Origin of the sequence: Paenibacillus aceti (genome assembly GCF_003614185.1) — a bacterium.
In the GTDB taxonomy this organism is placed as follows: Bacteria; Bacillota; Bacilli; order Paenibacillales; family Paenibacillaceae; genus Fontibacillus; species Fontibacillus aceti.
The window spans coordinates 4,193,657-4,207,227 of record NZ_KZ987724.1; the positions used below are offsets into that span (position 1 = coordinate 4,193,657).

The following is a 13,571-nucleotide window of genomic DNA, read 5'->3' on the forward strand; positions in this document are numbered from 1 at the left end:
ATATCCATATATCAGCATGACCGAGTAAGGTTGCGGCCCGCAGACCCATTGCTTAATTCTGGACTTACAGCTGAACATGGCATCGAACCGCCAGACTATCCCTTAATACGGAGGTGTTTTAAAATGAAGGCTAAATATGTAAAGGAGTATTTCCTGTTCCCCGACATCAGCATCATGTGCTTGATCTTCCTGATCAGCTTCGGCTTCCTGATTCCAAATCTGACATCCATAGGCCTGTGGATTGCACTGGTCGTAGGCATGGCCGCTTATTCAGCTGCCGAGTATTTCACTCATCGCTTCCTGTTTCATATGAGAACCCCAAAGAAGCCCTTCTTCCTAAAAATACTTAAGCGTTTACACTATGACCACCACGCCAGTCCGAACGATCTGCATCTATTGTTCCTGCCCCTATGGTACTCCCTGCCGAACATGGCTATCGCCGGAGCAGCCGCCTACCTCATCACATCAAGTCTTGTTATTACGATTGCTTTTATCGATGGGGTAATCCTGTTCTTACTGTTCTACGAAATGGAAGCATTATATCGCCCATCGTCCAGTCAGCCCAATCTCCCCCTGGGGGCGTTGGATGAAGAAAGTCCACCTATGGCATCACTTCAAGAACGAGAATTACTGGTATGGTGTCACAAACCCGGTGTTTGACCTAGCCCTGGGAACCTTCGAGGATCACAAGAATGTCGAGTTAAGCCAAACCGCGCGGAATCTTGAACAACGTGAAAATAAAAAGCACGAGCTATAATCGTTCCCCCCATACTCAGTCATAGATCGTCGAACAACCCCTGGACGAACTCAGCCCGACAAACACGAAACGGTTTGCGGGCTGCTTTTTTCATTATTTTAACTTACTGCTGCTATTTCTTAAAATTCGCCAGCTTCTGCTGCGACATGCGGATCATCTCACGCACCATAGAGCCGCCGATCTTACCGCCGATTTTCCCGACCGATTCAGTCGTCAAATCGCTGTTGTCCCCCTGTGTCAGAGGAATACCCATCTCCTCGGCCACCTCAAACTTCACATCATCCGGCCGGTTGGGGTCAACGTCGTAGCCCTCTTTTCTCATCACTTCAGCCTTAAATGACTGCATCTCCTGCTCAACTCCAGGGACAACATACCTTCTGCGTCTTCTAGACATATCCTTGAATCACTCTCCACATCTATTTTGGCCTAATATGCCCGGAATCGGCAAAAGATATCCCTTATCATACCTCACTATTCACTTGATTCTCCTGGTTCGAAGTAATGATACAAAAAAGAAGGCTTGTTCCTACTCATAATTCAAAGTAAGACAAGCCTATTTTTCTTCAATTATTCTTTACATATTCCATCATTTTATTAATCTTAATTCTATCACTTTCATCTTGTGGGATATTATTCAAGTATTTATTTTCCCAATACTCCAACCTATCTGAAGGCCCAAAACCTGACTCTCCCCATCTTGTATAATCATATTCTATTTTTAATTTCCCTTCAAATGTCAGTTTCATAGTCATTGAAAACCAAGGTTCTTGACCATTTTCCAAAAATACATTCTTCAGATCAATTATAGCTCTAAACAATTTGTCCTCTAATTGATTGTATATGTCTAAATTAATATTGTATCTACTTGGAATGTCTAAAGAATAAACATAGTCCTCTCCATTCTTAGGTTTAAAGAAAAAGAATACCCCTCCTTCTCCATCTTCTACCTCACCATTGAAATAAAAATCTTCCCATTCTGTCGGTATCATTTGATCTACTGTTTCTGCAATTTCCCTGTATAAATTATTCATTTTCTTCTCCACTCAATTAACCTCCCGATTGATTTAATCCTGAATTTCGAAAGTAACATCGTCTGAAAAACAAGAAAAGGGCTCCAATTCTTTGGTAGAATGGTGTTTGTCCAGAACATCACCTACAAAGAAAGGAGCACCTTTTAGATGAAGTCTACCACACCCGTCAGCAAAATCAAGACCGAATTTACCTTGCAAAACGCCTCAAATGTTGGAGGAAGCAAAATCTTTCTGGAATATCTCGAAAAAATCAAGCTCGGTAAGGCTTTGCAGAATTTAAATTGTACCAAGCAAGGCAATTCCCTGTTCCCTGTTTTCCGCATCCTGCTCTATCTCATTGTCGGCTGGATACTCGGATGCGAACGCCTCTTTCATTTCCGCAGGCTGCAACATGACGCGCTCATCCGGCGGTTTCTCGGCGGGCGCTGTCCGCATCACACCCTGCTGTATAAGGAACTGGATCGACTCAGCAAGACCCGCCCAACCTTAACGCTGGATTTGCGAAAGCTGAATCAGCAGATTATTGCACCCTGTCTGCCTTCTGAACTCATCGTGGACCTAGACTCCACGGTAGAAACGGTATACGGTCACCAAGAGGGGGCGGCAGTCGGCACGAATCCCCACAAACCCGGACGTAAAAGTTACCATCCGCTGATGGCGTTTGAGGGCCAGTCGCGCCTGTGCCTGAATGCAGTACTGCGTGCTGGGAATACGCACGCTTCCACCGATGCAGCCGCCTTCCTCCGTCAGATCTTTGAGTTGCTTGGTGACCGTCCGGTAAAGTACGCCCGGTTTGACAAGGGATTTGGCGGCGAAGACTTCTACAGCCTATGGGAAGCCAAGCGAATCGGGTATGTCGGGAAATTGAAATGGACGCAGCGACTTCAGGCCGAAGTAGGGCGATGCCGCTACTGGAAGCGGTTTGTCGATGAGGATTGGGTCATCGAGGGGATCACCCTGATCTACCAAGCCACCTCATGGAAGAAACCGCGCCGCGTTGTGGTGATTCGTAAAGCGCAGGTGTTTGACGGCGATCAAGCTCGGCTTCTCCTCGATACGGACTGGCATTACGAAGCGATCGTCACCAATCTCGAGTGGGAGCCGATCGACCTTTGGCGCTTTTACAACCAGCGTTGCTGCATGGAGAACTATATCAAAGAAGCCAAACGCGGCTTTTCCATCGATCGAATCGCTACCGGTGACTTTACCGCTAATGAAATCGACCTGCTCATCAAGCTGCTCGCCTACAATCTCTACGAGAGATTCAAGCGAGACTGTTGCGAACCGGTCCATCAAGGGTATACGATTGCCCGGTTCCGTCTAGAGTTTTTCCACTGTGCAGCTACGATGATTCAGCATAGCCGACAAGTCGTTCTGAAACTGGCTAAAGATTTCGCGAACCGCTGCGCCTGGCAACGTATCGCCGCCAAAGTCGCTGCCTTAGAATGACGTTTACCACAAATTAACATGGAAACCGTTTAGCCCTGTCTTATGGGGAGGGGGAAAGACTACCCTCTTTTCAGAATCGTCGCGTAATCCACTGGGTATTTCCCTGTTTATTACAGTTGTTGCCTACTAATCCTGCTACAAACTGGCCACCATTATGGGCTTTCGAAATTCAGGTTAATATTCTTTTAGAAACGGGCCTCTTATTGCCTATTTGATAAGTGACTTTGAATAAATCGGGTCTCAATGAGTCCCTGTCCATATATAATTGCAAATAACTTTGAAGCTCCTTCATTTGTCAGTTCCTCATATTGGAACAATTCGGACTGCTTTGGCTCAGGTAAACATTGAAGTATTTCGTGAAACAACGATTGAAGCCTCTTTGATTTAGCTCGATACTCCTCATTTCGACTCGATACAATGCTTCCGATTTCGTCAGCTCGCATTGTAATAAATTCATCCAAGTAACTCCTTAACATTTTCACTGGCCATCACACTCCGCTTCTAATTGACATCATTTAGATGTCAATATGAATGTATAATAAGCGCACTCACATTGATATAATATTGACATCACTCTGAAGGAGCAGATCTCATGGCTACGAATAAACGTGTATTCACATTGCGCTTAGAAGAAGAGAACTTTGAAAAGATCAAATTCATAGCGGATAAAAATAAACGATCCATTGCCAAGCAAATCGAATACTTGATCGAACAACATATCGAAGATTATGAAACAAAGCACGGAACCATCTTACTCCCCAAAGACTTCTAACAATCAAAGTCTCGTGACCTCTAGTTCATCCCATAATTAAAGGCAACCCATCACGGTCGCCTCTTTTACTGGTTTCTAAGGATTATAGCTTCCATATTATTCATAATAACAAATTCAGAAAGGAATCTGGTGCAAGCCGTGAATAAGATTCTGGTGATCGAGGATCAAGAAGATGTGAATCACTTGCTGGCGGAGGCGCTGAACACGGCGGGCTATCGCGTTAAATCCGCATATACCGGCCTGGAGGGGATCCAGGAAATTCAGACCAACGCCTATGATTTAATTTTGCTGGATATTATGCTCCCTTACAAGAGCGGAGACGAAATTCTGAGAGAAATGCGAACCTTCTCGGATGCGCCAGTCATTATTATTTCCGCCAAGGATATGGTCGGGGTGAAAATAGATCTGCTGCGGTTAGGTGCGGACGACTATATGACCAAGCCCTTCGATTTAGGAGAAGTGATTGCTCGGGTCGAGTCTAACTTGCGCCGCTCTCATCGACAGATTCAAGAGAACCCGATTCAGACCTATAAAAATATTACACTCGACGAACGCACCAAGCGAGTTTGTGTGAGCGACAGCGAAATTGAGCTGACTGCCACGGAATATATGATTCTGGAGCTGCTGATGAAGCACACGGGCAAGGTGTTCACCAAGGCCAATCTATACGAATCGATCTGGCAGGATGAATATCTCGGCGACGACAACGCCGTCAAGACTCACATCAGTAATCTGCGCAGCAAGCTCAAGAAGGTTAGCCCGGACGAGCAGTATATCGAGACTGTATGGGGACTTGGGTATCGCTTGTACCAGGAATAAATTGAAACTTTACGGCGGCGCGCTGAAGAGCCCTCCGTCGCCTTGAACCCACACTCAAATTATCGCTTTCCTAACACTTTTTCGCGTGGCTCTTGACCTTTTCTTAACCTTTACACCCTATACTTTAGCGTATAGAAAGGACAGGTGAACCATCATGGCAGAGCATGTACTACGAACTACGAACCTGACGAAGAGCTATCGCGGAGCCGCTGTATTGAAGCAGATATCATTGAGTCTAGCTCCAGGCAGAATCTATGGCCTCATCGGACAAAATGGGGCGGGGAAAACGACGTTAATGCGGCTCATCACCGGGTTGAGTTTTCCCTCAAGCGGAACGATTGAGCTATTCGGCCATCAGGGCGAGAAAGACCTGCAACTCGAACGTAAACGAATCGGCAGCATGATTGAATATCCCAGCTTAACCTTGAGTATGACCGCCCAGGAAAATATCAGGCTTCACCGTATTATGCGAGGTATCCCGAACAAGGAAATCGAGGACGAAGTATTGAAGCTGGTCGGCCTGGCCGGTACCGGGAAGAAGAAAGCCAAGAACTTCTCGCTTGGCATGAAGCAGCGCTTGGGGATCGCGATCGCCCTACTCAGCAGCCCCGAATTTCTAATTCTGGACGAGCCGATTAATGGCCTTGATCCTGTAGGGGTCATAGAAATCCGCAATTTGCTTAAGAAGCTGTGTGAGGAACGGCATATGACCATCCTGATCTCAAGCCACAACCTGCCAGAGCTGTATCAGACGGCAACCGACTATATCATCGTCCATCAAGGCGAATTGAAGCAGCTCCTTACACAGGAACAGCTGGAGGAACGCTGCAAGCATCATTTTCTCATCCGCAGTAATGAACCGGAAAAATTGGTAAGCGTACTGGAAACGCAGCTGCATACGACGAATTACAAAGTAATGCCTGATCAAAGCGTGAAGCTATACGATTATCTCGATGACAAAGAGAAGGTATCACGTGTCCTGTACGATCACGGAGTAGTGATCACTAATCTCTCTAACGAAGGAGACACGCTGGAGAACTATTTTATCTCGGTCATAGGGGGTGAGCCGCATGCTTAATCTGATTCAGGCCGACCTGTATAAACTGCGGAAGTCCGCGCCTATTAAAGTGTTGCTGGCCATCACAACGATCAGCGCGATCATCATGGCAGTAATGGCTTATCTGATCCCCCAAGGCAAAATAGATCCTAATCTGACCGGGCTTGGATTCATGTTCTCGGATGTCAACGTCATCAGCATTCTGGGCGCCGTCATGGCTGCGGTGTTAATCTGCGGCGATTTTGACTCAAGGACATTTCATGATGCGGTGGCCAGCGGCTCCAGCCGGGCTTCGATCATCCTGGGCAAAACCGTCGTCTTCTGCTTCTCCATCCTGTGCATCCTGCTCCCTTATATCATCACAACAGGTATTGTCCTCGGCACGGGCTTCAAATTCAGCATGGGTTCCGTAGCTGTAGGGTTCCTGAATATGATGACAACAGAAGCCGGGAAGGCACTAACAGCGGCGGAAATGTGGAAAATAGCCAGTATCATCTTAAGCATAACCCTGGTCTATATAGCTCAAGTCAGCATCTGTATCCCGCTTGCTTTTACGTTGAAAAAGCCTGTACTGGTCGTCGCCATTTATTACGGATTTTCCATCCTGATGGCGCAGCTTGGAAGGCTGAGCGAAAGCTCCAAGTGGTTTGACCGTATTTTCTCTTGCACACCCTATGGAGGGAACTATACCTTTCTAACACTGGCTTCAGAGACGGGAGAGATCATCAAAGCCCTCACGATCAGCTTGATATTCATCATTCTCATGCTCATTGTCACCTACAGCTTGTTCAGAAAGTCGGAGATTAAATAACGGAAGGTCGGTGAGACGCGGTGGCCATTGCAGCAGGATTCCTAAGTATTCTAGTCATCGGGCTTATTCTATATTTCATATTCATCCTGCGGCAATTGCGCAGCATCAACCGGCAGCTCAGCAAGCGTCTGAGCGAACAGACGCGACAACCGATCAGCCTACAGCTCGTAAGCAAGGAACTGAATGATTTAGCGATCCATATCAATCAATGCCTGCAGGCGGAGGAGACCCTCCGTCTTAAAGGCATTCGCGAAGAAAAAAGCCTCAAGGAAATGATCACTAACATCTCCCATGATCTGCGGACCCCCCTTACCGCTATTAAGGGCTACCACCAACTGCTGGCCCAGACCGAATTATCTGATGACCAGCAGAAGAAGCTGGAAATTGCCCAGAAGCATGCCAATGAGCTGGGACTACTGGTCGAACGCTTCTTTGAATATTCCTATCTGGTCAATGCTGAACCGGCGCTGGATCGGAAGCGAATCAACCTGACCAATCTAGTAGCAGAATGCCTTGCCGCATCCGTTCCTGTGCTTGAAGAACATAAGCTGGCTGTGCAGCTTGAGGAGTCTCCGCCCATCTATGTGCTTGCCGATCAGGAGCGGATCACTCGAATTATCCATAATTTGATCCGCAATGCGATCCAGCATTCAGCCGGAACTCTACATGTCAGTCTATATGAGGCCGATCAGGCCATTCTATCCTTCCGTAATAGCATTAGATCCGGCTACAACATCGATGTGAAGCGGCTGTTCGACCGCTTCTATACAGGAGATCAAGCGAGAAGCAGCAGCACAGGGCTCGGCTTGTCTATCGTGAAATTATTGGCCGAGCAGTTGGGCGGAAGCACGGATGCAGCGCTGCAAGACGGTTGTCTGGAGATACGAGTTCATTTTCCATTGTGCCGGAATGAGCATTAGAGCGCCTGAAACAACCGCTCCCCTCGGGTCGCAATATACCTATACATCACATAACATAGCGCAAGCAGGATGACTCCAATGCCTGACAAGACGAGATTTCCGTCCACATGGGATAACATGAACATAATCGCCAACGGAACCACTACGCTGATGAAGCCTAGGAGCATAGACACAAGCACCGCCGCGCTTTGTTTAATCACAGTGACTTCCGTGGTCCACTCCAGATTAGGGAGCTTCAAATTAGCAATTACTCCAAGCATCGCGGAATAACAAGCGTAGATCACAGGAATCACCATCAACAACAAGCTCTCCACCCATCCCGTACGCAAGGAAATTATAAGCATCCCGCAGCTGATCATAGAGATCGGAACAGTGATGGTAAGATTCACCGCGACTTTACTGAGCAGAATGTCTTTTTGGGATATAGGCGAGCTTTTGAGAATCCATAGATGATTGCCTTCCAGAGAAATAGAACTTGATGCGGTACAGCTTAATATGACGAACAAAGAAACAGCCAGCGGGACCATTCTGCCCAAGTAGTCAGTCAATTGCGGGACTTCTATCAGCTGCCCCAGCCTCTCTGGGTTCATGAACAACAAAGCAATCGATGTCACCAGCAATAGGATCATGCCTATGCCTGTGTTCAGCACATATAAGGAAGAACTGTAATATCGGCGCAACTCCTTGAAATATAAGGCACGGAAAGGAGATGATGTTCTTAGCGACTTCAGCACATATTTACTGTTGGTATGAGAAGTCGTCAACCCGGTGTGTATCGCCTTATATTTCATACCAAGTACAGTAGAGAACAAGATGAACACCAGTAACGATATAGAAATAAATAACAAAATTGAGAAAACTTGAGACGAACAAACAGCATCAACATAGATCGCTGCCAAAGGATACAGCTTAAAGATCATATCCCCCAATTGTGCACTGACATCCGCAAGCACCTGCTCGCTTCCATTCATCCGGAACGAAGCCATGATTATCCCTATCGTTACAGCCATAGTTAGAATAAGACTGATCAATCGACTCGCTCTGAACCGGGAGGATATCCAACTGATCAGTGCGCCAATCAAAGTCGCAGCGATGATCGGTAATAACGGAATAAATAGAAGCGTGATCAGAAAGAACAGATAATATGACGCTCCAGGACTCACTTGTATCGCATACACCGCACCAGCTGGCAGCATCAGCACGAGAGTGAAAAATAAATTCAGCATATAGAGCAGAAGAACACGGCTCGCTACCACATGACTAGTTCTAATCGGCAACGACATGACCAGATCATAATCTTTATAGCCAAATAATACTCCACTTGCTTTATAGATCGTTGTAAAGAACCCTATGACCGATGCCGCCGACATCATAATCGCCAGTAGCAGATCCATACGGCCCATTTGTTCGAAAAGCTGTGCCATCGCGTAGCTATATCCAAAGGAAGCTGCCGCTACCATGAATATGCCTATCAGGATGCTAAGACTGAGCAGAAGCAGCTTGCGCCTTTCCTTTGTATCTTGGGTATGCAGTGCTTTATTCAGGCCAAAGGTGGATAGCAGCTGTATTTTCGTTAATCGCCATATATTTATCATTTGTCCACCAACTCCAGGAATACATCTTCAAGGCTATGATCCCCCTTCACATCCTCTGTCTTGCCATGGGTAATCAACCGACCTTCCTTAATGATCGCAATCTTGTTGCACAGCTTCTCTGCCACATCAAGCACATGGGTGGAGAAGAAGATCGCACTGCCATTGCTGCACAGCTCTGCCATAATCGTCTTCAACATATGGGCCGCCTTCGGATCAAGTCCGACAAAAGGTTCGTCCAGCACTAACAATTTAGGCCTATGAATAAGAGCCGAGATGATCGCCAGCTTCTGCTTCATGCCATGAGAGTAAGAGGAAACCAGATTCCCCAAACTGTCTGTAATCTGAAAAGCATCGCCATATTTCTTAATTAGCAGCTCCCGGTCCGCTCGCGGTACACCATAGAGATCACCGATAAAATTCAAGTACTGTATGCCAGTAAGATGATCGTATAGATCCGGGTTGTCCGGAATATAGGCAGTAACCCTCTTGCAGGCCACCGGGTCCTTCTTGATCGAGATACCATCAATTTCAATATCCCCTTCTTCAAAGTCCAGAACACCAACGGCTGAGCGGATCGTCGTCGTTTTTCCTGCCCCATTATGTCCGATAAAACCGTAAATATCGCCCTTCTCAACCACCAGATTCAGGTCGTCTACAGCCTTCTTACCGCCCTTATACCTCTTAGTGAAATGTCTTATTGTAAGCATCTTCCCTCACCCCTCCATGGATATGTATAACCTAACAGAACAAATATAATACGATTAATCTAGGTTAAACGTTCAATTGTATCCATCCACTTTGGGGTAATGTAGATTTTTAGGCTCCAATTACAGATTGTCTACACTATTAAAAATTAAAATCAGCCCCACAATGCACATGATCCACGAAAGGGCCGATCCGGTATTCGAGAGCTTGATTCGCAGCCGCTCCAACGGTCTTTGCATGACCCTACCAAATAAAGCATGTAGGATAAACAATACTAGTGGCGGCAGAATCATGATGAAATTATAGCCGCCTAGAATGGTAAGCCACTGATACGCGGGTAAATTGGCGGCAGTCATAAGACCAATCGCTGCAAAATAAGGAAGTGCCATCCCCACTTCAACCACGGATGTCGTAAATCCAAGGGCAATCATAGCGGCTTTACTTTTGGACTTCGGTCTTGGCAGATCTGTCCTTTTTTTCTTACTTGTAGGACAGAAGAAGCTGGCTATGAATAAAATGGTGCCGATTATCATCATCGTCCAGCTAATGGACCGATGCTCAAGAATCGAGGATAGCGTTGACAACAGCTTATCCAGACCTAGCATGAGCGCAAAGCCTACCGCGAAATAAAAAGCGGCAACCGTGACCAAATAAATCATTAAGCGTGAACCTAATCGCTCCTTTTCAGATAGTAGCAAATAAACCGTTACTCCCAGAGTTGCCGGACTCAGTGTATCTAATAAGGCTAGTCCGCCGATCATACCTAGTAGTTCAAGACTCACGATATTCCCCCTTCCCTCCTAACCGCCCTTGCAATAAGACCATATGAGCCTCATAAGCCTGCTCCATAAAATCAAGAAGCTCCTGCTCAATCGGATATAGTCCGAGCAGCTCGGATTGCTGCGGGGATTTTCTCACTTCCCACAATTTATCGATAAATTCATTTTCATCTTCAAATTCCTCCGCTTGCTTTTCCAGCATACGGCGTACAATACTTTGAACCTTAGGTGAATCAGGCCCATCCTTCATATGCTGCTTCAACTGGCCCAGCAAAGCGATCCACTCCATTGTATCTGGATCTTCTCCGTTCATTTTTGGAACCCTCGCTAATAGCTCCCTCTCCCTCTTGCTAAATATACTCTGCTCCAAAGAGGGCGATCTTTTCTTGTATTGCTGGGACAACTGGATTAGCTTCTGCACTGCCGCCTGTTCATCCCCGCCTTCGACGACAATTCCATGAATTAACTCCCGCAGAGAAGACTCCATACGCTTTAGTCTCTGCTGCTCTTCGAGGATACAGGCCAATTGGTTATTTAGACTGTCCCGCCAATTCCAATTGGGGTCAGATAGCATTTTTTTGATCTCTTTCAGACTGTAGCCCATCCCTTTTAAAAAATGGATATATTGGAGTCTCTTCAGCTCCTCTTCCGTATAGAGACGATGTCCTCCCTCTGTTTTGGCAGGTGCCGTCAGCAATCCGATCTGATCATAGTAACGAAGAGTTCGGACGGAAATGTCTGTCTGCTTGGCAACTTCTTTAATATGGATCAAGACAAGGAACCTCCTCGTGTTATTCTTCTCTATCCTTAATTGCAGCATATTTCAGTAAATACCCCAGCCCTAGCCCAATAATGACCCCAGGCAATGCCTTATCCACGATAAAGCCAAGCCCCGCGCCAATAATGACACATCCATAAATAATGGCATCATCTTTCTTCATAACCGCAGCCCCTCCATAAGGATTAGAAATTAAGTCATTGTCTCGATTATACAAAATGACGTAACGTCACTTTCAAGGGCTTTCGTCTTGAATTTACGTGTTCCCTCCAAATTGACTTTTTAGTGAAAAAAATAAGCCCTCCCAGCAAGGGAGAGCTTATTGTTCTTCACTATAGTTATCACACAACCAAGAACCGCGCCTCATGCTGGCATTCCTCACATTTTACCGGCGGCTCCCAATCAATAAATTTCGTATGTTCCAAATCTACAACGTCCGGTGCTTCCTCGAACTCTTCAATGAACTTATCGATAGCTACATCTACATGATCTTTGCACACTACATACATATACGTTAAAGCATCCTCTCTGTTGCCGCAGCTACTAAAGCATACGCTTCTAGAATTACAAATATCCTGTATCTGTTCTACCACACTCGGACGCAAAAAGGAACCAATTTACGCATACTTTCTCGTGGAAAATATGTCCCTCACTTCTACCGATCCTCAAGTCCCGATTCGATCTCCGCTTCGGACGGCTTATCCGTCAGCTTACAGTTGGCCGTCTGTACCTTACCATCGCGGTAAAAGGTAATCTCCAGCGTATCCCCGACCTTCTTATGATCATACAGATACTTGCGGAGCTCCCGCGTCGAGGCGATCGGCTGTTTATCAAACTGCACGATCACATCATTCAGCCGCAATCCCGCCGACTTGGCCGGGCCATGCGCCTCCAGTACAATTACACCCGCTGTGACGTTCTCCGGTAAGTTCAGCTCCTTGCGCTGCGCCACATCAATCGGGGCATATGGATTATCCAGATCCAGGGAATACACCCCGAGATAAGGACGGATGACCTTGCCATATTGCATAATGCCATCCACCGTCTTCATCACATCATTCACCGGAATGGCAAAGCCCAGCCCTTCCACACCGGTATCGGAGATCTTCATCGTATTGATCCCGATCAGATGCCCCTTCAGATCGACCAAGGCACCACCACTATTGCCTTCATTGATCGCCGCATCAATCTGAATGACCTCTTGCTCCCAATCATACACACCATCCTGATTCAGTGATATGGGAATCAAGCGGCTCGTATAACTGATAATCCCTGACGTCAATGTCCCCCCAAGACCGAGTGGATTACCGACAGCAATCACCGTCGCTCCAGCCCGTAATTTATCAGAATCTCCAAGCTCAATGACCGAATCGCTCCCCTTGCCTTCTACGCTCAGCACCGCGATATCATCGATGGAATCCTGGCCAATGATCTCCGCCTTCCGCGATAACCCGTCACTGGACACGACCTCAAGATCATCCGCTCCGCTAATCACGTGGCTATTCGTAATTATGAAGGCCTTGCCGTTCTCTTGCTTGAAGATTACCCCTGATCCCAACGCAGCATCCTCCGGATTTATCCTCGAATACTCATTATGATTCAGAATGCTGACCACACTCGGCGACGCCTTATCGGCTGCCATACTAATCCGGTTGAACGGATCAGTCGCATCCTCCCACGCACTAACTGTATTAATCAAGTCCACAGGATTCTTCGAAGCGTTAAATCCCGAGAATAATATAAATAACAACACAACAAAGGTCGCACTAAGCAAGGAGGAGATCAATGAGACTTGCCAAGTGGACAGACCCTTTTTCTTATGCTTCGGCGCTCTCCAGCCCGGCTTCTGATTCTGTGACCTGCGCAAATACCGCCTTGAAATCTTTGTGGAGTAAAAATCATCATCGAACAATCCCATCAAGTCTCCCCCTCCATGACTCTGCCCTGGGTATGTGTCTATGTCCATCCAGTTTTTCAGCTGGTCAACCCATCAGAGTCTTCAGTTCCCCTTCAAACTGTATGCCGGTACAGCAAAGCCATATGACCACACAATTCCCTAAATGATCTGACGTTAAAATCGACTTATAGGTTGCTCTCC

The 13,571-nt window shown here is 46.6% G+C and carries 15 protein-coding genes and 1 pseudogene; 7 read left to right on the plus strand and 9 right to left on the minus strand.

Features of this window, described 5'->3' with window-relative positions:
* Positions 1-123: 123 nt before the first annotated feature.
* Positions 124-757 (plus strand): annotated as a pseudogene (locus tag BFJ94_RS18760) (sterol desaturase family protein).
* A gap of 112 nt (positions 758-869) precedes the next feature.
* Here BFJ94_RS18760 and BFJ94_RS18765 read toward each other — a convergent pair.
* Together BFJ94_RS18765 and BFJ94_RS18770 are read right to left on the minus strand one after the other, a co-directional pair.
* Complete coding sequence (locus BFJ94_RS18765; RefSeq protein WP_120464022.1) at positions 870-1,151, minus strand: small, acid-soluble spore protein, alpha/beta type; 282 nt, start codon at positions 1,149-1,151, stop codon at positions 870-872.
* A gap of 169 nt (positions 1,152-1,320) precedes the next feature.
* Positions 1,321-1,800 carry an immunity protein YezG family protein gene (locus BFJ94_RS18770; RefSeq protein WP_120464023.1) on the minus strand — a complete coding sequence of 160 codons (480 nt, stop codon included), beginning with the start codon at positions 1,798-1,800 and terminating at the stop codon, positions 1,321-1,323.
* A 135-nt stretch (positions 1,801-1,935) separates the two neighbouring features.
* Between BFJ94_RS18770 and BFJ94_RS18775 the strand changes: the two genes are divergently transcribed.
* The 6 genes from BFJ94_RS18775 (at position 1,936) to BFJ94_RS18805 (ending at position 7,616) form a co-directional block, all read left to right on the plus strand.
* Positions 1,936-3,237: an IS1380 family transposase gene (locus BFJ94_RS18775; protein WP_120463466.1), complete on the plus strand. Its 1,302-nt coding sequence runs from the start codon at positions 1,936-1,938 to the stop codon at positions 3,235-3,237.
* 592 nt (positions 3,238-3,829) lie between these two features.
* Positions 3,830-4,009 (plus strand): Arc family DNA-binding protein, encoded by a 180-nt coding sequence (locus BFJ94_RS18785; protein WP_120464025.1) that lies wholly within the window; start codon positions 3,830-3,832, stop codon positions 4,007-4,009.
* A 138-nt stretch (positions 4,010-4,147) separates the two neighbouring features.
* Positions 4,148-4,828, plus strand: a complete 681-nt coding sequence (locus tag BFJ94_RS18790; protein WP_120465312.1) for a response regulator transcription factor — start codon at positions 4,148-4,150, stop codon at positions 4,826-4,828.
* 154 nt (positions 4,829-4,982) lie between these two features.
* A complete protein-coding gene (locus tag BFJ94_RS18795; protein WP_120464026.1) occupies positions 4,983-5,906 on the plus strand; it encodes an ABC transporter ATP-binding protein in 924 nt (307 codons plus the stop codon).
* Positions 5,899-6,696 carry an ABC transporter permease gene (locus BFJ94_RS18800; protein ID WP_120464027.1) on the plus strand — a complete coding sequence of 266 codons (798 nt, stop codon included), beginning with the start codon at positions 5,899-5,901 and terminating at the stop codon, positions 6,694-6,696. Before BFJ94_RS18795 ends, BFJ94_RS18800 begins: the two co-directional genes overlap by 8 nt.
* 20 nt (positions 6,697-6,716) lie before the next feature.
* The gene (locus tag BFJ94_RS18805) at positions 6,717-7,616 is read left to right on the plus strand and encodes a sensor histidine kinase (RefSeq protein WP_120464028.1); all 900 of its coding nucleotides are present in this window, start codon (positions 6,717-6,719) and stop codon (positions 7,614-7,616) included.
* Here the strand turns inward: BFJ94_RS18805 and BFJ94_RS18810 are convergent.
* From BFJ94_RS18810 to BFJ94_RS18835, 7 genes are all read right to left on the minus strand, one after another.
* Positions 7,613-9,211 carry a permease-like membrane multi-spanning protein gene (locus tag BFJ94_RS18810; RefSeq protein WP_120464029.1) on the minus strand — a complete coding sequence of 533 codons (1,599 nt, stop codon included), beginning with the start codon at positions 9,209-9,211 and terminating at the stop codon, positions 7,613-7,615. The genes BFJ94_RS18805 and BFJ94_RS18810 overlap by 4 nt on opposite strands.
* Positions 9,208-9,918: an ABC transporter ATP-binding protein gene (locus BFJ94_RS18815; RefSeq protein ID WP_120464030.1), complete on the minus strand. Its 711-nt coding sequence runs from the start codon at positions 9,916-9,918 to the stop codon at positions 9,208-9,210. The genes BFJ94_RS18810 and BFJ94_RS18815 overlap by 4 nt, the downstream gene beginning before the upstream one ends.
* Before the next feature lie 120 nt (positions 9,919-10,038).
* Positions 10,039-10,698: a GAP family protein gene (locus BFJ94_RS18820; RefSeq protein ID WP_120464031.1), complete on the minus strand. Its 660-nt coding sequence runs from the start codon at positions 10,696-10,698 to the stop codon at positions 10,039-10,041.
* Positions 10,688-11,467 (minus strand): MerR family transcriptional regulator, encoded by a 780-nt coding sequence (locus tag BFJ94_RS18825; protein WP_120464032.1) that lies wholly within the window; start codon positions 11,465-11,467, stop codon positions 10,688-10,690. The genes BFJ94_RS18820 and BFJ94_RS18825 overlap by 11 nt, the downstream gene beginning before the upstream one ends.
* A gap of 19 nt (positions 11,468-11,486) precedes the next feature.
* On the minus strand, positions 11,487-11,636 hold the full coding sequence (locus BFJ94_RS25460) for a hypothetical protein (protein WP_162944341.1): 150 nt from the start codon (positions 11,634-11,636) through the stop codon (positions 11,487-11,489).
* A 178-nt stretch (positions 11,637-11,814) separates the two neighbouring features.
* Positions 11,815-11,982: a CxxH/CxxC protein gene (locus BFJ94_RS18830; RefSeq protein ID WP_120464033.1), complete on the minus strand. Its 168-nt coding sequence runs from the start codon at positions 11,980-11,982 to the stop codon at positions 11,815-11,817.
* A gap of 146 nt (positions 11,983-12,128) precedes the next feature.
* Positions 12,129-13,391, minus strand: a complete 1,263-nt coding sequence (locus BFJ94_RS18835) for a S1C family serine protease (protein WP_120464034.1) — start codon at positions 13,389-13,391, stop codon at positions 12,129-12,131.
* Positions 13,392-13,571: the final 180 nt, after the last annotated feature.

What these genes read in the sequence shown, in the direction of transcription:
- BFJ94_RS18810 (WP_120464029.1), bottom strand. Translation starts at nt 9,211, where the DNA reads ATGATAAATATATGGCGATTAACGAAAATACAGCTGCTATCCACCTTT.
- BFJ94_RS18765 (WP_120464022.1), bottom strand. Translation starts at nt 1,151, where the DNA reads ATGTCTAGAAGACGCAGAAGGTATGTTGTCCCTGGAGTTGAGCAGGAG.
- BFJ94_RS18800 (WP_120464027.1), top strand. Translation starts at nt 5,899, where the DNA reads ATGCTTAATCTGATTCAGGCCGACCTGTATAAACTGCGGAAGTCCGCG.
- BFJ94_RS18795 (WP_120464026.1), top strand. Translation starts at nt 4,983, where the DNA reads ATGGCAGAGCATGTACTACGAACTACGAACCTGACGAAGAGCTATCGC.
- BFJ94_RS18835 (WP_120464034.1), bottom strand. Translation starts at nt 13,391, where the DNA reads ATGGGATTGTTCGATGATGATTTTTACTCCACAAAGATTTCAAGGCGG.
- BFJ94_RS18785 (WP_120464025.1), top strand. Translation starts at nt 3,830, where the DNA reads ATGGCTACGAATAAACGTGTATTCACATTGCGCTTAGAAGAAGAGAAC.
- BFJ94_RS25460 (WP_162944341.1), bottom strand. Translation starts at nt 11,636, where the DNA reads ATGAAGAAAGATGATGCCATTATTTATGGATGTGTCATTATTGGCGCG.
- BFJ94_RS18775 (WP_120463466.1), top strand. Translation starts at nt 1,936, where the DNA reads ATGAAGTCTACCACACCCGTCAGCAAAATCAAGACCGAATTTACCTTG.
- BFJ94_RS18830 (WP_120464033.1), bottom strand. Translation starts at nt 11,982, where the DNA reads ATGTATGTAGTGTGCAAAGATCATGTAGATGTAGCTATCGATAAGTTC.
- BFJ94_RS18815 (WP_120464030.1), bottom strand. Translation starts at nt 9,918, where the DNA reads ATGCTTACAATAAGACATTTCACTAAGAGGTATAAGGGCGGTAAGAAG.